The sequence below is a fragment of the Kitasatospora sp. NPDC053308 genome, from assembly GCF_055585785.1.
This window is the reverse complement of record NZ_JBVJJY010000024.1, coordinates 66,048-86,118: the sequence shown is the minus strand read 5'-3', so window position 1 is coordinate 86,118 and position 20,071 is coordinate 66,048. Positions and strand designations below refer to the sequence as shown.

Here is a 20,071-nt window from a genome sequence, read left to right as displayed (position 1 = left end):
CCGGGCCAGCGCGATCAGCGCGGGCCCGGCCTTCTCCCTTCCCGCGCTGTAGGGGGGTGGGGGGTGGGGGGTGGGACGGCAAGGGGCCCGGGCTTCGAGACTGGTCTCGAAGCCCGGGCCCTTGGGGATGGCGGGCGTCAGCCCACCGAGGAGTAGGCGATGATGCCGCGGCGGAGGCCGTCGACGGCCTTGCGGGCGGTCTTGCGGAGTTCGACGTCCTCGCCGGCGGCGTCCTGGATCTGGCCGAGGACGTCGATCAGTTGCTTGGTCCAGCGGACGAAGTCGCCGGCCGGCATGTCGGCGTCGCGCAGGACCTGGTCGAGGTTGTGGCCGAGGGCCCAGCGGTAGGCGACCCAGGCGAAGCCGAGGTCGGGTTCGCGCTGGCCGACGCCCTCGGCGGTGTTGATCCGGTGCTGCTCCTCCAGGGCGTCCAGGTGGCCCCAGATCCGGACCATCTGGCCGAGCGCCTCCTTGGCCGCGCCCTCCGGCACCCGGGGGGCGCCGGCGTCGTCGGACTGGCGGGCCTCGTACACCAGCGCCGAGGCGCAGGCCGCGAGTTCGGCCGCGGCGAGGCCGCTCCAGACGCCTTCGCGGATGCACTCGGAGGCCAGCAGGTCGAGTTCGCCGTAGAGCCGGCCGAGCCGCTTGCCGTCGTCGGTGACGGTGTCGCCGCGCAGGTAGCCGAGGTCGGTGAGCAGGGCGCAGACCCGGTCGAAGGTGCGGGCGATGGTGTGGGTGCGCGAGCGCATCCGGCGTTCGAGCAGTTCGGTGTCGCGGTGCAGCCGGTGGTAGCGCTCGGCCCAGCGGGCGTGGTCCTCGCGGTCGGAGCAGCCGTGGCAGGGGTGCTGGCGCAGTTCGGTCCGCAGCCGGGTGATCTCCGGGTCGTCGGCGGCGGCCGCGCGACCGCGGCGGAACCGCTCGGGCTCCAGGTGGCCGGCCTTGGTGCGCAGCGCCGAGGCGAGGTCGCGGCGGGACTGCGGGCTGCGCGGGTTGAAGGACTTGGGGATGCGCACCCGCTCGATCGCGGCGACCGGGTGCGGGAAGTCGATCATGGCGAGCCGCTTGACCTGGCGCTCGGCGGTGAGCACCACCGGGCGCGGGCCGTCCTGGAAGTCCGGGTGCCGCGAGCCGCCCCGGCCGGAGCGGTTGACCGGCGGCAGACCCGGGTCGAGGACCAGGGCGAGGCCGGCGAACTTGCCGGTGGGGACGTGGATGACGTCGCCAGGCTTGAGCTGCTCGATGGACTCGACGGCGGCCGCCCGGCGCTGGCTGGTGCCCTCGCGGGCCAGCTCGTTCTCGCGGTCCTTCAGCCGGCGGCGCAGCTCCATGTACGCGTCGAAGTCGCCGAGGTGGCAGGTCATCGACTCGCGGTAGCCCTGCAGCCCCTCCTCGTTGCGCTGCACCTGGCGGGCCAGGCCGACCACCGAGCGGTCCGCCTGGAACTGGGCGAAGGACGTCTCCAGCAGCTCGCGCGAGCGGTGCCGGCCGAACTGGGAGACCAGGTTGACGGCCATGTTGTAGGACGGCCGGAACGAGGACTTCAGCGGGTAGGTGCGGGTGCCGGCCAGCCCGGCCAGCGCCTCCGGGTCGAGGCCGCGCTGCCAGAGCACCACGGCGTGGCCCTCGACGTCGATGCCGCGCCGGCCGGCCCGGCCGGTGAGCTGGGTGTACTCGCCGGGGGTGATGTCGGCGTGGGTCTCGCCGTTCCACTTGACCAGCTTCTCCATGACCACCGAGCGGGCGGGCATGTTGATGCCGAGCGCCAGGGTCTCGGTCGCGAAGACGGCCTTGACCAGGCCCTTCACGAAGAGCTCCTCGACGACCTCCTTGAACCGGGGCAGCATGCCGGCGTGGTGGGCGGCGATGCCGCGCTCCAGGCCGTCCAGCCACTCGAAGTAGCCGAGGACGTGCAGGTCCTCGTCGGGGATGTCGGCGCAGCGCTCCTCGACGATGGCGCGGACCAGGGCGCGGTCGGCGTCCTTGTTGAGCCGCAGGCCGGAGCTGAGGCACTGCTGGACGGCGGCCTCGCAGCCGGCCCGGCTGAAGATGAAGGTGATCGCGGGCAGCAGGCCCTCGGCGTCGAGCCGGTCGATGACGTCCACCCGGCCCGGCGTCCAGACCCGGCCGGGACGGCCGTTGGGCATGGAGCGGCCCCGGCCGCGGCCGAAGCGGTCGCGCGGGTTGCGGTCGAGCTCGGAGCGGGCGAGCCGGACCAGTTCGGGGTTGACGGCCTTGCCGGGGTTCTTCAGGTTGTTCTTGGGGCGGCCGTCCCGGTCGGGGTCGGCGAACAGGTCGTACATCCGGTTGCCGGCCATCACGTGCTGCCACAGCGGCACCGGGCGGGTCTCGGAGACGATCACCTTGGTGCCGCCGCGCACGGTGTCCAGCCAGTCGCCGAACTCCTCGGCGTTGGAGACGGTCGCGGAGAGCGAGACGAGCGTGACCGACTCGGGGAGGTGGATGATGACCTCCTCCCAGACGGCGCCGCGGAAGCGGTCGGCGAGGTAGTGCACCTCGTCCATGACGACGTAGCCGAGGCCGTCGAGGGTGCTGGAGCCCGCGTAGAGCATGTTGCGCAGCACCTCGGTGGTCATGACCACCACGGGGGCGTCGCCGTTGACGGTGTTGTCGCCGGTGAGCAGGCCGACCTTGGCGGCGCCGTAGCGCTTGACCAGGTCCCCGTACTTCTGGTTGGAGAGCGCCTTGATCGGCGTGGTGTAGAAGCACTTGCGCCCGGCCGCCAGGGCCAGGTGCACGGCGAACTCGCCGACGATGGTCTTCCCGGAACCGGTGGGGGCGGCGACCAGGACGCCGGATCCGGCCTCCAGCGTCTCGCAGGCCTCCAGCTGGAAGTCGTCCAGCGGGAAGTCGTACAGCTGCTGGAAGCCGTACAGGGCGGTGGCCTGCTCCTTGGCCCGGCGACGGCTGGCCGCGTACGCCTCGGCGGGGCTGAGCTCCCGGTCGTCCTGGGGCTCTGGATCGGGGGTGTTCATCGCCGTCCGGGTGTGGTTGGTGTGATCTCGCATCTCAGCGAGAGGTTACCCGGGAGGACTGACATCGATAGCACCGTTTTTCCGTGCGAGGAGATCACTCCTCTCTCAGATCCATAGTTGCAAATGTCTTCAAGTGATCACGATTGCGCCAGCTTCGGCCGTCTCCGGTCATCCCCGGTGGTTCGCCGCCGGTCCTCCCTACCGTCGTCGTCACAGCCACCAACGCACGGGAGGACAGCCACGATGGCGAACCTGGAGACGTCCCTGAAAGAGGCCATGTCGATCGACGGCGCCATCGGCGTCGCCCTCGTCGACTACGGCAGCGGCATGGCGCTCGGCAGCCTCGGCGACGGCAACGAGCTGGACCTCAACGTCGCCGCGGCCGGGAACACCGACGTGGTCCGCGCCAAGATGCGGGCGATGGAGCTCCTCAACCTGCACGACAACGAGATCGAGGACATCCTGATCACCCTCACCAACCAGTACCACATGGTCCGGCCGATCACGACGCCGAGCGGCCGCGGCCTGTTCCTCTTCCTGGCGCTCAACCGCAGCCGCTCCAACCTCGCGATGGCCCGCCACCAGCTCAAGCGGATCGAACTCTCGCTGGAGATCTGAGACCCGGACCGACACCAGGAAGGGGGGCCTCGTGACCATCGGGGTACCTCCCGGCCGGCGGCCGGGGGCGCTCTACCAGGTGAAGGCCGAGTTCTTCCGGATGCTCGGCCATCCCGTCCGGATCCGGGTGCTGGAGCTGCTGCAGGCCGGGCCGACGCCCGTCCGCGGGCTGCTCGCCGAGCTGGAGGTCGAGCCCTCCAGCCTCTCCCAGCAGCTCGCGGTGCTGCGCCGGGCCGGCATCGTCACGGCCACCCGGGAGGGCAGCACGGTGGTCTACGCGCTGGCCGGCGGGGACGTCGCGGACCTGCTGCGCTCGGCCCGGCGGATCCTCACCGGCCTGCTCGCCGACCGGAACCTGCTGCTCGCCGAGCTGCGGACGGACCCGGACCAGGCCCTGCGCGGGACCAGGCCCTGCGCGGGACCGGCGCGTAGCGGGACCGGCGCGTAGCGGGACCGGCGCGTAGCGGGACCGGCGCGTAGCGGGACCGGCGCGTAGCGGGACCGGTTCTCGGCGCGACCGGCACGTAGCCGGATCCGCGTCGCCGGACCTGCGCGTCGCCGGACCGGTTCGCGACCGGACCCGCGCGGGCACCCCTACGCCTTCAGCACGTCCACCAGCCCGTCCGCCAGCCGCTCGTACTCCTCCGCCCGGTTGTACAGCTGCGCGCTGATCCGCAGCACCCCGCCGCCGGCCCAGGGGCGGACGGCGATCCGGGTGCGCAGCCGCTCCCACACGGCGGCCATCAGCGCCCGGGCCTGCGGCTCGCTCTCGGCGTGGCCGGCCGGCAGCCGTACGGCACGCATCCACACCCCCGGGGTGGCGGGCAGCGGTGCCAGCCCGGCCCGCTCGGCCAGTACGCGTTGCCCGTACGCGGCGAGCGCGGTGTTGTGCGCGGCCACCGCCGCCGGGCCGAGGGTGCGCAGCAGGTCGAAGCCGGCCGGGGCGGCCAGCCAGGGCGTGTAGTCGCAGGTGCCGCGCCACTCGACGTTGCCCGGGTAGCCCTTGTCGTGCTCCCAGGAGAGCGCCAGCGGGCGGACCCGGGCGGTCCACTCGGGGCGGACGGCGAGGACGCCGGTGGCGCGCGGGGCGAAGGCCCACTTGTGCAGGTTGCCGAACCAGAAGTCGGCGTCGGGTTCGGCCGGGGCGGGCAGCATGCCGGGGGCGTGGGCGCCGTCGACGACGGCGGTCACGCCGCGGGCGCGCAGGTCGGCGAGCAGGGCGGGGCCGGCCACCAGGCGGGCGGTGGGCGAGGTGAGCTGGTCCAGGACGGCGACGGTGGTGCGCCCGTCCACGGCGGCGAGCACGGCCTCCCGGACGGCCCGCTCGTCCGGGGTGTCCAGCGGCAGCCGGACGACGGCCACCTCGGCGCCGGTCTCGGCGGCCTTGCGGGCGACGGCCGCGGTGACCGCGCCGTAGCCGTGGTCGGTGACCAGGATCCGGTCGCCGGGGGCGAGCGGGAGGCTGTCCAGGACGATCGCGACCGCCTCGGTGACGTTGGTGACCAGGGCGAGCCGGTCCGGGTCGGTGCCCAGCTCGGCGGCGAGCAGGGTTCGGGCGGCGGCGATCCGGGCCGGCAGGTCGGCGAAGAAGCCGTCCGGGTCGCGTTCGTGCTCGGTCCGCAGCCGTTCCTGCGCGCGCTGCACCGGGAGGGGCACGGCGCCGAACGAGCCGTGGTTCAGGTGGGCGGCGTCCGCCGAGACGCCGAACAGGCCCTCGGCGGCGGGCAGCGGGGCCGGGGGCTCGGCGGTCCGCAGGTCCTCGATCACTGACGTCCTCCGCGATGCGTGACAGGTACGAGCTGCATGGTGTGTGACATTTCACATGGCAGACTACTGGTCGCGCCGCACACCGCGCGACCACGATGCGGCCGTGACCATCACCGACGCCTTCCTTGCCCTCAGCGCCCGTACCGGCCGGTTCACCTTCGGTGCGCCGCGCGCGTACACCTTCGCCGAGGACGGTACCCGGCTGCTGCTGCTCCGCTCGACCGGTTCCGAGGATCCGGTCGACCGCCTCCACCTGCTCGACACCGCCACCGGCGAGGAGCGGCTGGTCGCCGACCCCGCCGCGCTGCTGCCCGGCCGCACCGGCCGCCGCGACGACCTGCCCGTCGTCGAGCGCCGCCTGCGCGAACGCACCCGGCTGGTCGCCGCCGGGATCGGCGGCTACGCCGCCACCGCCGACCTCGCGGTCGCCGTCTTCACCCTGGACGGCCGGCTGTTCCGCACCGACACCGCCGCCGGCACCAGCGACGAACTCCCCGTCGCCGGGCCCGCGTTCGACCCCCGGCCGGACGCCACCGGCCAGCGCGTCGCCTACGTCGCCGACGACGCGCTGTACGTCACCCCCGGCCTCGACCCGCTCTCCCCGGCCGACGGCGCCCGCTGGGGCGTCGCCGAGTTCGCGGCCGCCGAGGAGCTCGGCCGCGCCCGGGGCCACTGGTGGCGACCGGACGGCGGCGCGCTGCTGGCCGCCCGGGTGGACGAATCCGCCCTTCCCCGGCGGTACTTCGCCGACCCGGCGCGCCCCGCCGAGGCGCCCGAGGACTTCGCCTACCCGCAGGCCGGCGGCCCCAACGCGGACGTCCAGCTGTGGGTCCTCGGCCTCGACGGCGGGCGGGTCCGACTGCACTGGGACGCCGAGGAGTTCCCGTACCTCTGCGCCGCCTCCTGGGCCTCCGACCACGAGGTGCTGCTCACCGTCGCCGACCGGCTGCAGCAGCGCGTCCTGCTCCTGACCGCCGACCCGGCCACCGGCGAGACCCGCGAACTCTCCCGCACCACCGACGAGTTCTGGGTGGACGACCTGCCCGGCACCCCCGACCGGCTGCCCGACGGCCGACTGCTCACCGTCCACGACACCCCGCAGGCCCGCGGCCTCGCCCTGGACGGCAAGCCGCTGGACACCAGCGGGCTGCAGATCCGCCGGGTGGTCGGACGGCTGCGCGGCCGACTGCTCTGCGAAACCGGCCAGGGCGACCCGGCCGACCAGTCCGTCCACCTGATCGACCCGGACGGCGGCGCACCCGAGCCGCTCGCCACCGGCCCCGGCGTGCACTCCGCGCTCGCCGCCGCCGACACCCTGCTGCTCACCTCGGCCGGCGCCGACGGCATCCACCGCAGGCTCCTGCGCGACGGCCGCGAACTGCGGCTCACCGATCTCAGCGCCGCCCTGCCGTACCGCGTCCGCCCGCGCTTCGCCCGGGTCACCGACCGCGGACTGCCGACCGCCGTGGTCTACCCGCGCGGGCACGCCCCCGGCCGCCGGCTGCCCGTGCTGCTGGACGTCTACGGCGGGCCCGGCTACCAGGCCGTGGCGGCCGAACCGCGCCGCTGGCAGCTCCGCCAGTGGTGGGCCGACCAGGGCTTCGCCGTGGTCACCACCGACAACCGCGGGACCCCGTTCGTCTCCCCGGACTTCACCCGGGCGATCTTCCGCCGCTTCTCGCAGGCCGCCCTGGACGACCAGGTCGACGCGCTGCACGCGCTCGCCGCCGAGCACCCGGACCTCGACCTCGGCCGGGTCGGCGTGCGCGGCTGGTCGTACGGCGGCTACTTCGCCGCGCTCGCCGTGCTGCGCCGCCCGGACGTCTTCCACGCCGCCTGCGCGGGCGCCCCGCCGACCGACTTCCGGCAGTACGACACCGCGTACACCGAGCGCTACCTCGGCCTGCCGCAGGACAACCCCGAGGGCTACGCCGCCGACTGCCTGCTCGCCGACGCGCCCGGGCTGACCAGGCCGCTGCTGCTGATCCACGGGCTGGCCGACGACAACGTCCACCCCTCGCACACCCTGCTGCTGTCCCAGGCGCTCACCGCGGCCGGCCGCCCGCACGCGGTGCTGCCGCTGCCGGGCGTCACCCACATGACCCCGGACGGGATGAACGAGCGGCTGACGGTGGCCGAACTCTCCTTCCTCCGCGACGCCTTGGGCTGAGTCGCGGCCGCCGTTCCATTGCGCCGTCCGGGCCCGGCTGCGACACTCCGCGTGATCGCCGCCCGGCCCGGGCGGAGCAGCGGAACGGGGAGAGCAACGAGATGAAGATCGACAGACCCGGCCCGGTCGGGCAGCGCCAGTGGACGCCGCTGACCGTCGGAAACGCCGGCCTCGCCTTCGGACTGGAGCTCGCCATGCTGGCGGCGCTCGGCTACTGGGGCTTCAAGGCCGGCTCCAGCCTGGCCACCCGGCTGCTGCTGGGGCTCGGCGCGCCGGCCGTGGCGGCCACCGTCTGGGGCCTGTTCCTGGCCGCGGGCGGGCCCAAGTACCGGCTGCCGCTGGCCGCCGAGATCGTGCTCAAGCTGCTGACGCTCGGTACGGCCGCCCTCGCGCTGTACGCCGGCGGGCGGACCACGCTGGCGGTGGTGTACGGCGTGCTGGTGGTGGTCAGCGTGGCACTGGAGTACACCACCCGCTGACGGCGACGACCGGCGCCGGCCGGCCGACGTCGGCACCGGCCGAGCGGGCCTCCGAGAAGGGGCGTCGCACCTCCGGGTGCGGCGCCCTTTCGCGCGCCCGAACCTCTTCCACGTGACCCGTGACATGTGAAATATTACCTGCGCTTCACCGCCCGCTCCCCCGAGGCACCCCGAAGCACCCTCATCCCCCGGAAAGGACAGGTCAGTTGCGCAGACTGTCCGCGGCCCTCGCCGCCGCGCTCACCACGAGCGCGATAGCGGCCACCCTCCTCGGCACCCCCGCCCAGGCCGCGCCCCCCGCACCGCTCACCGTCACCGCCGCCGCGGCCTCCGACGCCGCCCCGCAGGGCGCCGAGGCCCCGCCGGCGCCGCTCGTCCCGCAGGAGCGCGAGCGCCAGGCGCTTCGCGGCAAGGCCCTGGAGCAGCTCAACAAGGGCACCGTCGCCAAGACCGCCGACAAGCGCGCCCCGGCGAAGGTGCGGATCGGCAACGACTACGTCCAACTGGCCCACCAGCGCACGGACAAGGTCTTCGTGATCCTCGCCCAGTTCGGCGACCAAGTCGACGACTCGACCCAGTGGAACGGTCAGCCCCGCTACGGCGGCACCCCCGGGCCCCGCCACAACCAGATCCCCCAGCCGGGCAAGAACGACAACCACACGCTGTGGTCCCCGGACTTCGACCGCGCGTACTACCAGAAGATGTTCTTCGACGACACGCCCGGCGCGGTGTCGATGCGCAACTACTACCGCACCCAGTCCTCCGGCCGGTACGACGTCGAGGGCACCGTCAGCGACTGGGTCACCGTCCCGTACAACGAGGCCCGCTACGGCAGCAACAAGGGCCCCCAGGGCTCCGGCGCCTGGACCCAGGCCCAGGAGTTCGTCCGGGACGCCGTCAAGGCCTGGTACGACGGCGAGATCGCCAAGGGCCGCTCCGCCGCCGACATCAAGGCCCAGCTCGCCCAGTACGACGTCTACGACCGCTACGACCACGACAAGGACGGCGACTTCGACCAGCCCGACGGCTACCTGGACAACGTCATCGTGGTCCACGCCGGGGTGGACGAGACCTGGGGCGGCGGCGCCCAGGGCGCCGACGCGCTGTGGGCGCACCGCAGTTGGGCCTTCCCGGACGCCACCGGGCAGACCGGCCCGGACGGGGACAAGATCGGCGGCGCGCCCGTCGGCGACACCGGCCTCTACGTCTACGACTACGTCCAGGCCGGCGAGAACAGCGGTGTCGGCCTGTTCGCCCACGAGTACGGCCACAACCTCGGCCTGCCGGACCTCTACCCGACCAGCGGCGGCGACAACAGCGTCAACTTCTGGTCGCTGATGTCCTCCGGCTCGTACCTGGGCAAGGGCCCGAACACCACCGGCGGCTACCCGGGCGACCTCGACGCCTGGAGCAAGCTGCAGTTCGGCTGGCTCAACTACGACGAGGCGCAGGCCGCCACCCGGTCCAGCCACGCCCTCGGGGTGAGCAGCTACAACACCGACCAGGCACAGGCCGTGCTGGTGCACCTGCCGGACGGCACCACCAGCACCGACCTCGCCGACCCGTACGAGGGCGGCAGGCAGTGGTGGAGCGACACCGGCGACAACCTCGACAACTCCCTGGCCCGGGAGGTCGATCTGCGCACCGCGGCCGACCCGGCCGCCCTGGACGCCGCGGTCTGGTACGACGTCGAGCAGGACTACGACTTCCTGACCGTCGAGGCCTCCACCGACCAGGGCAAGCACTGGACCGCCCTGGGCGGCACCGTGGACGGCGCGCCGATCGGCAACACCAGCGCCAACACCCCCGGGCTCAGCGGCACGTCGGGCAGCTACCGGAAGCTGCACATCCCGCTCGACGGCTACCTCGGGCAGCAGGTCCGGCTGCGCTTCCACGTCACCTCGGACGGCAACACCCACGGCAAGGGCGTGCTGGTGGACGCCGTGCGGGCCACCGCCGGCGGCACCGAGCTGTTCGTCGACGGCGCCGAGAACGGCGCGAACGGCTGGACGGCCAACGGCTTCACCGTCATCACCGGCCGCACCGCCGTCAAGCAGCACCCGCGCGCCTACATCGCCGAGAACCGCCGCTACACCGGCTACGGGGCGTTCCTGAAGACCGGCCCGTACAACTTCGGCTACACCGGCGTCCCGGGCAAGGCCAACGTGGTCGACACCTACCCGTACCAGGAGGGCGTCCTGCTCTGGCTCTGGGACACCTCGTACGGCGACAACAACACCAAGGACCACCCCGGCGGCGGGCTGATCCTGCCGATCGACGCCCACCCGGCGCCGATCCGCTTCGCCGACGGCACGCCGGTCAACGCGCGGGCGCAGACCTTCGACGCCACCTTCTCGCTCAAGCCCACCACGCCGTTCACCCTGCACAAGGGCGGGGTCGCGGTGCGGATCCCGAGCGAGCCGGCCGTCCCGGTGTTCGACGACCACAGCGGGGTGTACGCCGATCCGGCGACCCCGCAGCTCACGGTGAAGGTGCCGGACACCAACACCAGGATCGAGGTCGTCCGGGAGTCCCAGGGCGGGCGGATCACCACCGTCCGGGTCGGCCCGGCCTCCTGAGCCGGTCATGAGCGGGCCCCGGGTCCCCCGACGGGGGGAGATCCGGGGCCCGCTCGGGTGCGACGGCCGTCCTCACCGCCCGAGGCGGCGGGCGGTGAGCGCGGCCGTGGCCACGCCGAGCACGGTGATCCCGGCGATCCCGAAGGTCATGGACCGCGCCGCGTCGACCGGGCTGTCCGCACCCAGGTTGACCAGGGTGCCGGCCAGCGCCGAGGTCACCGAGAAGGCGATCAGCTGGGTGGTGTTGATCGCCGCGGCGGCCTTGCCGCCCTCGGCCGGGTCACTGCTGCTGCGCATCGCGGCCACGCTCAGGTGCGGGAAGGCCAGCCCGATCCCGGTGCCGGCCACGAACAGCGCCACCGCCCACAGCGCCACCCGCGAACCGGAGGCGTCCCCGGTCTGCAGCAGCCCGTAGACGAGCAGGCCGCCGACCAGCACCAGCGGGGCGGTGCGGACCGCCCGGGCCCGGCCCCGCGCCGACTCGATGCCCACGCTGAACAGCTGGGCCGCGGTCCAGCCCGCCGACACCGCGGCGCCGAGGAAGCCGGCCGCCAACGGGCCCAGGCCGCCCAGCTCCTGGCCGAACAGCGGGATGAAGTTCTCCGCCACCACACCCGCGCAGAGCACCGCGACCGTCAGGTAGAGCCACTTCAGCGGGTTGCCGGCCCGGTAGGTCCGCTGCGGCAGGACCGTCGCCGCGGCCCGCCGCTCGACCGCCACGAAGCCCACCAGCAGCGCCACCCCGGCGAGGACGCAGAGTGCCGTCGCCCAGCCGCCCGGCACGGTGGAGCTGATGCTGAAGGCGGCCGCCGCGAGGGTGAGCAGCAGCAGCGAGGGCAGCGGCACCGGGCCGCTCCCCCGCCCCTCCCCGGACCGCCCGGGCAGCACCCGGCGGGCCAGTGCGGCCAGCACCAGCGCGGCCGCCAGCAGCAGGCCGTACGCCCCGCGCCAGGCGCCGAGTTGCGCGAACAGCCCGCCCAGCGACGGCCCGACCAGGGTGCCGACGCCCCACATCGCGGAGACCAGCCCGGCCGCCCGGGTCCACAGCCGCTCCGGCAGGGCGCTGCGGATGACCGCGTAGCCGAGCCCGGCGACCACGCCGCCGCCCAGGCCCTGCACCACCCGGCCGAGGACCAGCGCCGGCATCGACGGGCTGAGCGCGTTGAGCACCGCGCCCGCGCCGAACACCAGGAAGCCCAGGACGTAGGCGTGGGCGGCGCCCAGCCGGTCCAGCAGTCGGCTGACCAGCATCGAGGCGATGACGGCGGCCGTCAGGAAGCCGGTGGCCACCCACGCGTAGTACCGGGCACCGCCGATGTCGGCCACGATCGAGGGCATCAGCGCCGCGGTGAAGTAGAGGTTCATCGCGTACAGCGCGACGCCGCCCGCCAGGATCGAGGCGGCCGCCGCGTGACGGCGCGAGAAGAGTTCGCGCCATCCGCCGGAGGGCTCGGCGGGCACCGGCCCCGCTGGGTTATTTCCCAGCTCGGCAAGGGTTTCATCGGTTGTCACGGTAGCTGATTCAGTCACGTCCGGTACGCTAGGACTTCAACAGAACTTGAAGTCAAGGAGCCGTCATGACGACCGCGCCCGTCGATCTGCTGAGCGTCGGCGAGGTGGCCCGGCGGGCCGGGATCGCCACGTCCGCGGTGCGCTTCTACGAGGACCAGGGGCTGATCAGCTCCGAGCGGTCGGCCGGCAACCAGCGCCGCTACCGCCGGCACGTGCTGCGCCGGATCTCGCTCATCCTGGTCGCCAAACGGCTCGGCATCCCGCTCAGCGAGGTCGCCGAGGTGTTCACCGGCCTCCCCGAGGACCGGATGCCCGGCAAGCACGACTGGGAGCGCATCTCCCGCCGCTGGGCCGATCAGCTGCGCGCCCGCCGCCAGGAACTGGAGCGGCTGGAGGGCGAGTTGACCGGCTGCATCGGCTGCGGCTGCGTCTCGCTGCGCCGCTGCCGGGTGCTCAACCCCGGCGACGAACTCGCCGCCGAGGGCCCCGGCCCGCGACTGCTGCTGCCGGAGGACTGAGCACCCGGCGCAGCGGATGGAACCCGGTCGGACGCGGCCCTCGTAGGGTTCCCCGCCGCGCCCGACCGGGCGTCTCGGTCCCGGGCTCCCCCGCGGGAGGCCCGGGCTCACGCCTCCCGGCTCACACCTCCGGGAAGTGGCAGGCCGCCTCCCGGCCGCCCGGCCCGGCGATCCGCAGCAGCGGCCGCTCGGTGCGGCACCGCTCCTGAGCCTTGGGGCAGCGGGGGTGGAAGCTGCACCCGGGCGGCGGGTCGGCCGGGCTCGGCGGATCGCCCAGCAGCACGATCCGCTCCCGGGTCCGCTCCGCCTCCGGGTCCGGCAGCGGTACGGCGGACAGCAGCGCCCGGGTGTACGGGTGCGCGGGGCTCCCGTACACCTCGGCCTTGTCGCCGATCTCCACGATCCGGCCCAGGTACATCACCGCGACCCGGTCGCAGACCCGCTTGACCACCGAGAGGTCGTGCGCGATGAACACGTACGCCAGCCCGAGCTCCCGCTGCAGCCGCTCCATCAGGTTGACCACCTGCGCCTGGATGGAGACGTCCAGCGCGGAGACCGGCTCGTCGGCGATCACCAGCCGCGGCGAGGTGGCCAGCGAGCGGGCGATGCCGATGCGCTGCGCCTGGCCGCCGGAGAACTCGTGCGGGTAGCGGTCCAGGTGCTCGGGGATCAGCCCGACCAGCTCCATCAGCTCGGCGGCCCGCTTGCGCGCGGCCGTCGCGCTCTCCCCCTGGACCAGCAGCGGCTCGGAGATGATCCGGGACACCGTCTGCCGGGGGTTGAGCGAGGAGTACGGGTCCTGGAAGACCATCTGCAGGTCCCGCCGGTGCGGGCGCAGCCGGGCCTGGGAGAGGCCGCCGATCTCGGTGCCGTCGAAGGTGACGGTGCCCGAGGTCGGGTCCAGCAGCCGGACGATCATCCGGCCGGTGGTGGACTTGCCGCAGCCGGACTCGCCGACCAGGCCCAGGGTCTCCCCCGCGCCGACGTCGAAGCTGACCCCGTCCACCGCCCGGATCGGCGCTCCGGCCCGCCCGGTGCGGCTGCGCCGGCCGGGGAAGGTCTTCACCAGGTCCCGCACCGACAACAACGGTCCGGTCATCACAGCACCCCTTCCGGCACCAGCGGCAGGTGGCAGGCGGCCTGGTGGCCGGGGGCGAGCGGGCCGAGCGCGGGGCGCTCGGCCAGGCAGCGGGCGTGCTCCTCGGCGGACGCGGCGGTGGTGCGGGCGCAGCGCGGGGCGAAGGAGCAGCCGGGGGCGGGGGCGACCAGCGACGGCGGGCTGCCGGGGATGGCCCGCAGCGGGGCGTCGTCGGTGTCGTCCAGGCGGGGCAGCGAGTCCAGCAGGCCGCGGGTGTACGGGTGCGCGGGCCGCGCGAACAGCCGGTCCACCGGGGCCTGTTCGGCCGCGCGGCCGCCGTACATGACGAGCACCTCGTGGGCGACCCGGGCGACCACGCCGAGGTCGTGGGTGATCATCACGACGCCGAGGCCGCGCTCCTGCTGGATCCGGGCGATCAGGTCGAGGATCTGTGCCTGGACGGTGACGTCGAGGGCCGTGGTGGGCTCGTCGGCGATCAGCAGGTCGGGCTCGCAGGCGAGCGCCATCGCGATCATGACGCGCTGGCGCATGCCGCCGGAGAACTGGTGCGGATACTCGTCGACCCGGCGGGCCGGCTCCGGGATGCCGACCTCGGCGAGCATCTCCACCGCGCGGGCCCGGCCCGCCTTGCGGTTGGCCCGGAAGTGCACCCGGTAGTGCTCGGCGATCTGCTCGCCGACGGTGTAGAAGGGGTGCAGGCTGGACAGCGGGTCCTGGAAGATCATCGCGATCCGGCGGCCCCGGACGGTGCCCAGTTCCTTCTCCCCGAGCCCGTTCAGCTCCTGTCCGTGCAGCCGGATCGAGCCGGTCACGGCGGCGCCGCGGTGCAGGCCCATGACGGCGAGCGAGGTGACGGACTTGCCGCTGCCGGACTCGCCGACCAGCCCGAGGGTGCGTCCGGCCTCGACGGCGAAGGAGATGCCGTCCACGGCCCGGACGGTGCCGCGCGGGGTGTCGAAGGTGACCCCGAGGTCCTCGACCTCCAGCAGGGAAGCGGCCATCAGTACCTCACTCTCGGGTCGACGTACGCGTACAGCAGGTCGACCAGCAGGTTCGCGACGACGATGAAGGCGGCCGCGAGCAGGGTGACGCCGAGGATGACGGGCTGGTCGGAGCGGACCAGGCCGTCGTAGAAGAGCCGTCCGACCCCGGGCAGGCCGAAGATCGACTCGGTGATGACGGCGCCGGCCAGCAGTCCGCCGAGGTCCATCCCGAAGATGGTCAGGATCGGTGTCATCCCGGAGCGCAGCGCGTGCTTGACGGTGACCGTCCGCGGCGGCAGGCCCTTGGCCCGGGCGGTGCGGATGTACGGCTCGGCCATCGCCTCGATCATCGAGTTGCGGCTCTGCCGGGCGTACATGGCCGCGTACAGCAGGGCCAGGGCGATCCAGGGCAGCAGCAGGTTGGAGGCCCAGGCGAAGGGGTTCTCGGTGAACGCGTGGTACGCCGGGTAGGGCAGCAGCCCGGCCGTCCTGACGACGCCCCAGATCAGCATGATCGAGGTGAAGTAGACCGGCAGCGAGGCGGCGCCGACCGAGAGCACCATCAGTGTCCGGTCGGTCGCGCCGCCCTTGCGCAGCGCCGAGGTGACGCCGGCGCCGAGGCCGAGGAGCAGCCACAGCACGGAGGCGCCGAGCGCCAGCGAGACGGAGACCGGCAGCCGGTCGGTGAGCAGGTTCCAGACCGGCAGCGAGTACTCGTAGGAGTACCCGAGGCAGGGGAAGCCGCAGTGGGTGGCGCTCGCTCCGCTGCCGTAGTCGCGCCCGGCGAAGATGCCGGTGAGGTACGTGACGAACTGGTCCCAGACCGGCTTGTCCAGCCCCATCGCCGTCTTGACCTCGGCCACCCGCTCGGCGCTGCAGGTCTTGCCGCAGGCGGCGACGGCGGGATCGGAGGGCAGCAGGTAGAAGATGGTGAAGGTGATCGCGCAGACGGCCAGCAGGATGCCGGCCGCGGCGAGCAGCCGGCGGCCGAGGTAGAGGATCACGACCGGCCTCCCCGGGGGTCGAGGATGTCGCGCAGCGCGTCGCCGAGCAGGGTGAAGGCGAGAACGGCGAGGAACAGGAAGGCCGTCGGGATCAGGAAGTACGTCGGGTCGGTCTCGTAGAAGCTGATGCTCTCGGCGATCATCTGGCCCCAGGACGGCGTCGGCGGACGGACCCCGACGCCGAGGTAGCTGAGCGCGGCCTCGGTCGCGATCATGCCGGGGACCAGCAGCGTGGTGTAGGCGATGATCGGGCCGGAGACGTTCGGCAGGATCTCCCTGGTGAGGATCCGCCAGGAGCGGGCCCCGCCGACCTTGGCGGCCTCGACGTACTCGCGGTGCTTGAGCGAGAGGGTCTGGCCGCGGACCACCCGGGCGATCCCGGGCCAGCCGAACAGGCCGATCACCAGGGTCATCAGGACGACCCGGTTGACGTCCTTGGCCACCGACATCATCGAGATCATGAAGATCAGGGACGGGAAGGACATGGTGAGGTCCATCAGCCGGGACAGCACGGCGTCGGTGCGGCCGCCGAAGTAGCCGGCCGCGATGCCCGCCAGGGTGCCGACGACCACGACGACGGCGGTCGCGGTGAAGGCGATCAGCAGGGAGACCTGGCCGCCGTGCAGGACCCGGGCGAACAGGTCGCGCCCGGTGGCGGGTTCGACGCCCAGCCAGTGCCGGGTGCCGACCCCGCCGAAGTCGCCGATCGGCAGGCCGCCGAGGTACGGGTCGACCGCCCGCTTGTCGAACTCCTCGGGGGACCAGCCGCCGAGGGCGCTCAGCGGGCCGGCCAGCGCGGCCAGCAGGACCAGCAGTGCGACGGTGACCAGGCCGAACCGGGCCGCGCCCTTGGCCCAGAGCTGGTCCCAGACCAGCCGCCAGGGCCCCCTCCCGGCGGGACCGGCGGGGTCGGCGCGGCCGGCGTCCCCGGCGGGGTCCGCCTCGACCGGTGATGCGGTGGTACTCATCGGAACGGCCCCTCAGCCCTGGCTCTTGGCGGGGTCCTTGAGGCCGATCGTGGCGAAGTCCCACTGACCGGTCCACACCGGGTGGCCGAAGGCGCCGGCGATGTTCGTCCCGGCCAGCAGCGGGCGGCGCTGCCAGATCAGCGGCACGGTCGGCGCCTTCTTCAGCAGGTCGTCGTTGAGCTGCAGCCACGCCTTGTTGGCCTCGGCGACATCGGTCATCGCGTTGATCTGGTCGATCCGGTCCGAGGTGGCCTGGTCGCGGAACTGCTCGACGTTGCCCTGGTTGCCCTTCTCCTTGATGGTGCGGCCGTCGAAGACCATGGGCAGGAAGGTGGCGCCCGAGGGGTAGTCCGGACACCAGCCGAGGATGGCCAGGTCGGGCGCGTTCTTCGTGTCGCCGATGGTGTCGTAGTACACGGACGGGTCGGCGGTGGTGATGGTGACCTGGATGCCGACCTTGGCCAGCGACTGCTGGAGCGCCTCGGCCCGGGTCTTGTCCCCGGAGGAGACGGTCAGCGAGACCTTCAGGTCGGTCTTGCCGGCCTCCTTGAGCAGCTGCTTGGCCTTCTCGACGTCGCCGGTGGCGGGGATCTTCAGGCTGTCCACCTTGGTGCCGCCGGTGAGGGCGGGCGGCAGGTAGGAGGTGGCCGGATCGGCCATCGCCGGGCCGCCGTTGGCGGTCACCTGCGCGTCGCGGTCCACCGCGTACAGCAGCGCCTCGCGGACCTTCGGGTCGTCGAAGGGCGCCTTGGAGGTGTTCGGGTACAGCATGTCGGTGCAGCCCTGCTGCTCGGCGATCAGCCGGCTCTTCACGTCCGGCTTGGGCAGCACCTTGGCGATCGACTCCGGACGCAGGCCCATCCACTCGACGGTGGAGGCGTCCGCGCCCTCGCTCGCGATGATCCGGTCGTCGACCTGGCCGCCCTTGAGGCCCTGGGTGACCACGATCTTGTCCGGGTAGGCCTTGCGGACCGGGTCGGTGGACTGGTCCCAACCGGTGTTGCGGACGAGCACCAGCTGCTTGCCGCGGTCGTAGGTCTCGATCTTGTACGGGCCGGAGGAGAACGGCCGCAGGTCGTACTGGGTGCCCTTGTCCTGGGACTGCGGCACGGGCGAGAAGGTCGGCAGGGTCGCGGTGTACGAGAACTCGGCGACCGGGCGCTTGAGGTGGAAGACGATGGTCCTGTCGTCCGGGGTCTCGATGCTGGCCAGGTGCTCGCCGTTCAGCGGGCCCTTGTAGTTCTCGCCGCCCGCGAGGTACTGCTGGGCGTAGTCGGGGCCGCCGGTGAGGTCCGGGGCGAAGGAGCGCTCGACGTTGTACTTGATGTCGGCGGACTTGATCGCCGTGCCGTCCTCGTACTTGACGCCGTCCTTGAGGGTGAAGGTCCAGGTCTTCCCGCCGTCCGAGGACCGGCCGAGGTCGGTGGCGAGGTCGGGGACGATCTCGCTGCCGGCGGCGCCCGGTTCGGCCTTGAAGGTGACCAGGGTGCGGTAGAGCAGCCGGATGCCGAAGTCCATGTTCGGCATGGTCCAGTTGCGGGCCGGGTCGAGGTGGGCGAAGTCCTGGTTCGACAGCACGGTCAGGGTGCCGCCCTTGACCGGGGTGCCGCCGACGATGGACCCGGACGCGGCGCCCGGGGCCTGGGTGCTTCCGGCCGCGCTGCCGCCGCTGTCGCTCTTGTCGTTCGTGCAGGCCCCGAGGCCGAGGGTGAGGGTCGCCGCGAGGGCCGCCGCGAGGGCGGCGTGGGTGCGCCTGGTCATGTTGCAACTCCGCTGTGGGGGGCCTGATCTGGCCGCTGCGCTGTGTGACCCGTAACATAGTAATGTGAAATTGCACTGCACAAGAGGTGACGCCACCCGTTACCGAGCTGTGTCCGTGCCCCGCATCTCCCCAGCCCCGCCTAGGAGTTCACCGGTGACCCTCCCCCAGACCGGCCTCGCCACCGGGAGCCACGACCTCCCGGTCACCCCCGCCCTCGCCGCCTTCATGGGCACCCGCTGGGCCGCCACCCCGCTCCCCGCCGACCTGCGCGTCCCCGGCCACGACCGCTTCCCCGGCCGCCGCGCCCGGCTCTCCGCCGCCTTCTCCGGCGAGCGGCTGATCGTCCCGGCCGGCCGGCTCAAGGTCCGCTGCAACGACCTGGACCACCGCTTCCGCCCGCACAGCGCGTACGCCTGGCTGACCGGACTCACCGGCGAGGACCAGGCCGACCACGTCCTCGTCCTCGAACCCACCGGCCCCGAGGGACACGAGCCGGTCCTCCACCTGCGCCCCCGCTCCCCGCGCGACGGCGGCGAGTTCTACCGCGACCGCCGCTACGGCGAGTTCTGGGTCGGCCCCCGCCCGGACCTCGCCGAGGCCGCCCGGCTCACCGGGGTGCGCACCGCACACCTCGACGACCTCGGCACGCTGCTGACCGGCCCCCAACCGCCCACCCGGGTGCTGGCCGGCACCGACCCGCTGGTCGACGAGGCCACCGGGCGCCCCGGCCCCTTCGCCCACCAGGACGGCGAACTGGCGGCCGTACTCTCCGAGTTGCGCCTGGTCAAGGACGCATGGGAGGTCGGCCAGCTGCAACTCGCCGTCGACCACACCGTCACCGGCTTCGAGGACGTCGTCCGCGCCCTGCCCACCGCCCTGCGCCACCATCGCGGCGAACGCTGGATCGAGGGCGTCTTCGACCTGCGCGCCCGCGCCGAGGGCAACGGCAGCGCCTACACCACCATCGCCGCCTCCGGCGCCCATGCCTGCGTCCTGCACTGGATCCGCAACGACGGCGCCCTCGACCCGAACTCCCTGCTCCTGCTGGACGCCGGCGTCGAGACCGACACCCTCTACGCCGCCGACATCACCCGCACCCTCCCGCTCAGCGGCACCTTCGACCCCGTCCAGCGCCAGGCCTACGAACTCGTCCTCGCCGCCCAGAGCGCCGGCATCGCCGCCCTGCGCCCCGGCGCCCGCTTCCGCGACTTCCACCGCGCCGCCATGCGGGTCATCGCCGAGGGCCTCGCCGACTGGGGCGTCCTGCGCATCCCCGCCGAGCAGGCCCTCGCCGAGGACAACGGCCTGTACCGCCGCTACACCCTCTGCGGCAGCGGCCACATGCTCGGCCTCGACTACCACGACTGCGCCAAGGCCCGCGCCGACCGCTACCTCGACGGCGTCCTGGAGGAGGGCATGGTCCTCACCGTCGAACCCGGCCTCTACCTCCAGCCCGACGACGAGACCCTCCCCGTCGAACTCCGCGGCCTCGGCATCCGCATCGAGGACGACCTCGTCATCACCGAGGACGGCGCCCGCCTGATGTCCGCCGCCCTCCCCCGGACGGTCAAGGACATCGAGTCCTGGATGGCCGCCCTGCTCCCCTGACCGCGTCCCGG

The 20,071-nt window shown here is 73.2% G+C and carries 15 protein-coding genes; 7 read left to right on the top strand and 8 right to left on the bottom strand.

Features of this window, described 5'->3' with window-relative positions; translation table 11 throughout:
* Positions 1–137 precede the first annotated feature (137 nt).
* A complete protein-coding gene (locus tag ACZ6Y7_RS33920; protein ID WP_465761811.1) occupies positions 138–2,993 on the bottom strand; it encodes a DEAD/DEAH box helicase in 2,856 nt (951 codons plus the stop codon).
* Between the two features lie 243 nt (positions 2,994–3,236).
* On the opposite strand from ACZ6Y7_RS33920, the gene ACZ6Y7_RS33915 reads away from it, so the two are divergent.
* Positions 3,237–3,611, top strand: coding sequence for a hypothetical protein (locus ACZ6Y7_RS33915; protein ID WP_465761784.1), 375 nt, complete (start codon positions 3,237–3,239; stop codon positions 3,609–3,611).
* 100 nt (positions 3,612–3,711) lie between these two features.
* On the top strand, positions 3,712–4,059 hold the full coding sequence (locus ACZ6Y7_RS33910) for an ArsR/SmtB family transcription factor (protein ID WP_465761810.1): 348 nt from the start codon (positions 3,712–3,714) through the stop codon (positions 4,057–4,059).
* A gap of 146 nt (positions 4,060–4,205) precedes the next feature.
* Here ACZ6Y7_RS33910 and ACZ6Y7_RS33905 read toward each other — a convergent pair whose 3' ends face one another.
* Positions 4,206–5,378: an aminotransferase class V-fold PLP-dependent enzyme gene (locus ACZ6Y7_RS33905; RefSeq protein ID WP_465761783.1), complete on the bottom strand. Its 1,173-nt coding sequence runs from the start codon at positions 5,376–5,378 to the stop codon at positions 4,206–4,208.
* A 103-nt stretch (positions 5,379–5,481) separates the two neighbouring features.
* Here ACZ6Y7_RS33905 and ACZ6Y7_RS33900 point away from each other — a divergent pair, with 103 nt between their 5' ends.
* The 3 genes from ACZ6Y7_RS33900 to ACZ6Y7_RS33890 all read left to right on the top strand — a co-directional run bounded on the left by ACZ6Y7_RS33900 (position 5,482) and on the right by ACZ6Y7_RS33890 (position 10,606).
* Positions 5,482–7,548 carry a S9 family peptidase gene (locus ACZ6Y7_RS33900; RefSeq protein ID WP_465761782.1) on the top strand — a complete coding sequence of 689 codons (2,067 nt, stop codon included), beginning with the start codon at positions 5,482–5,484 and terminating at the stop codon, positions 7,546–7,548.
* 101 nt (positions 7,549–7,649) lie between these two features.
* On the top strand, positions 7,650–8,027 hold the full coding sequence (locus tag ACZ6Y7_RS33895) for a YrdB family protein (RefSeq protein WP_465761781.1): 378 nt from the start codon (positions 7,650–7,652) through the stop codon (positions 8,025–8,027).
* Between the two features lie 206 nt (positions 8,028–8,233).
* Positions 8,234–10,606, top strand: a complete 2,373-nt coding sequence (locus ACZ6Y7_RS33890) for an immune inhibitor A domain-containing protein (protein WP_465761780.1) — start codon at positions 8,234–8,236, stop codon at positions 10,604–10,606.
* A 72-nt stretch (positions 10,607–10,678) separates the two neighbouring features.
* Here the strand turns inward: ACZ6Y7_RS33890 and ACZ6Y7_RS33885 are convergent, their stop codons facing one another.
* Positions 10,679–12,118 carry an MFS transporter gene (locus tag ACZ6Y7_RS33885; RefSeq protein ID WP_465761779.1) on the bottom strand — a complete coding sequence of 480 codons (1,440 nt, stop codon included), beginning with the start codon at positions 12,116–12,118 and terminating at the stop codon, positions 10,679–10,681.
* Positions 12,119–12,183: 65 nt separating this feature from the next.
* Between ACZ6Y7_RS33885 and soxR the strand changes: the two genes are divergently transcribed.
* A complete protein-coding gene (gene soxR, locus ACZ6Y7_RS33880; protein ID WP_465761778.1) occupies positions 12,184–12,636 on the top strand; it encodes a redox-sensitive transcriptional activator SoxR in 453 nt (150 codons plus the stop codon).
* Positions 12,637–12,757: 121 nt separating this feature from the next.
* Here the strand turns inward: soxR and ACZ6Y7_RS33875 are convergent, their stop codons facing one another.
* From ACZ6Y7_RS33875 to ACZ6Y7_RS33855, 5 genes are read right to left on the bottom strand one after another with little or no spacing between them, the layout of a single operon-like run.
* Entirely contained in the window at positions 12,758–13,735 is a 978-nt protein-coding gene (locus ACZ6Y7_RS33875; RefSeq protein WP_465761777.1) for an ABC transporter ATP-binding protein, read from the bottom strand.
* Positions 13,735–14,736, bottom strand: coding sequence for an ABC transporter ATP-binding protein (locus ACZ6Y7_RS33870; protein WP_465761776.1), 1,002 nt, complete (start codon positions 14,734–14,736; stop codon positions 13,735–13,737). Before ACZ6Y7_RS33870 ends, ACZ6Y7_RS33875 begins: the two co-directional genes overlap by 1 nt.
* Positions 14,736–15,722 (bottom strand): ABC transporter permease, encoded by a 987-nt coding sequence (locus ACZ6Y7_RS33865; protein WP_465761775.1) that lies wholly within the window; start codon positions 15,720–15,722, stop codon positions 14,736–14,738. The genes ACZ6Y7_RS33870 and ACZ6Y7_RS33865 overlap by 1 nt, the downstream gene beginning before the upstream one ends.
* A complete protein-coding gene (locus ACZ6Y7_RS33860; RefSeq protein ID WP_465761774.1) occupies positions 15,719–16,690 on the bottom strand; it encodes an ABC transporter permease in 972 nt (323 codons plus the stop codon). The genes ACZ6Y7_RS33865 and ACZ6Y7_RS33860 overlap by 4 nt, the downstream gene beginning before the upstream one ends.
* A gap of 12 nt (positions 16,691–16,702) precedes the next feature.
* Positions 16,703–18,451 (bottom strand): ABC transporter substrate-binding protein, encoded by a 1,749-nt coding sequence (locus tag ACZ6Y7_RS33855; protein WP_465761773.1) that lies wholly within the window; start codon positions 18,449–18,451, stop codon positions 16,703–16,705.
* Between the two features lie 154 nt (positions 18,452–18,605).
* Here ACZ6Y7_RS33855 and ACZ6Y7_RS33850 point away from each other — a divergent pair, with 154 nt between their 5' ends.
* Positions 18,606–20,060, top strand: a complete 1,455-nt coding sequence (locus ACZ6Y7_RS33850; protein ID WP_465761772.1) for an aminopeptidase P family protein — start codon at positions 18,606–18,608, stop codon at positions 20,058–20,060.
* Positions 20,061–20,071: the final 11 nt, after the last annotated feature.

Coding starts and splice junctions, on each gene's coding strand:
- ACZ6Y7_RS33920 (WP_465761811.1), bottom strand. CDS start 2,993: ATGAACACCCCCGATCCAGAGCCCCAGGACGACCGGGAGCTCAGCCCC.
- ACZ6Y7_RS33915 (WP_465761784.1), top strand. CDS start 3,237: ATGGCGAACCTGGAGACGTCCCTGAAAGAGGCCATGTCGATCGACGGC.
- ACZ6Y7_RS33910 (WP_465761810.1), top strand. CDS start 3,712: ATGCTCGGCCATCCCGTCCGGATCCGGGTGCTGGAGCTGCTGCAGGCC.
- ACZ6Y7_RS33895 (WP_465761781.1), top strand. CDS start 7,650: ATGAAGATCGACAGACCCGGCCCGGTCGGGCAGCGCCAGTGGACGCCG.
- soxR (WP_465761778.1), top strand. CDS start 12,184: ATGACGACCGCGCCCGTCGATCTGCTGAGCGTCGGCGAGGTGGCCCGG.
- ACZ6Y7_RS33875 (WP_465761777.1), bottom strand. CDS start 13,735: ATGACCGGACCGTTGTTGTCGGTGCGGGACCTGGTGAAGACCTTCCCC.
- ACZ6Y7_RS33870 (WP_465761776.1), bottom strand. CDS start 14,736: ATGGCCGCTTCCCTGCTGGAGGTCGAGGACCTCGGGGTCACCTTCGAC.
- ACZ6Y7_RS33860 (WP_465761774.1), bottom strand. CDS start 16,690: ATGAGTACCACCGCATCACCGGTCGAGGCGGACCCCGCCGGGGACGCC.
- ACZ6Y7_RS33855 (WP_465761773.1), bottom strand. CDS start 18,451: ATGACCAGGCGCACCCACGCCGCCCTCGCGGCGGCCCTCGCGGCGACC.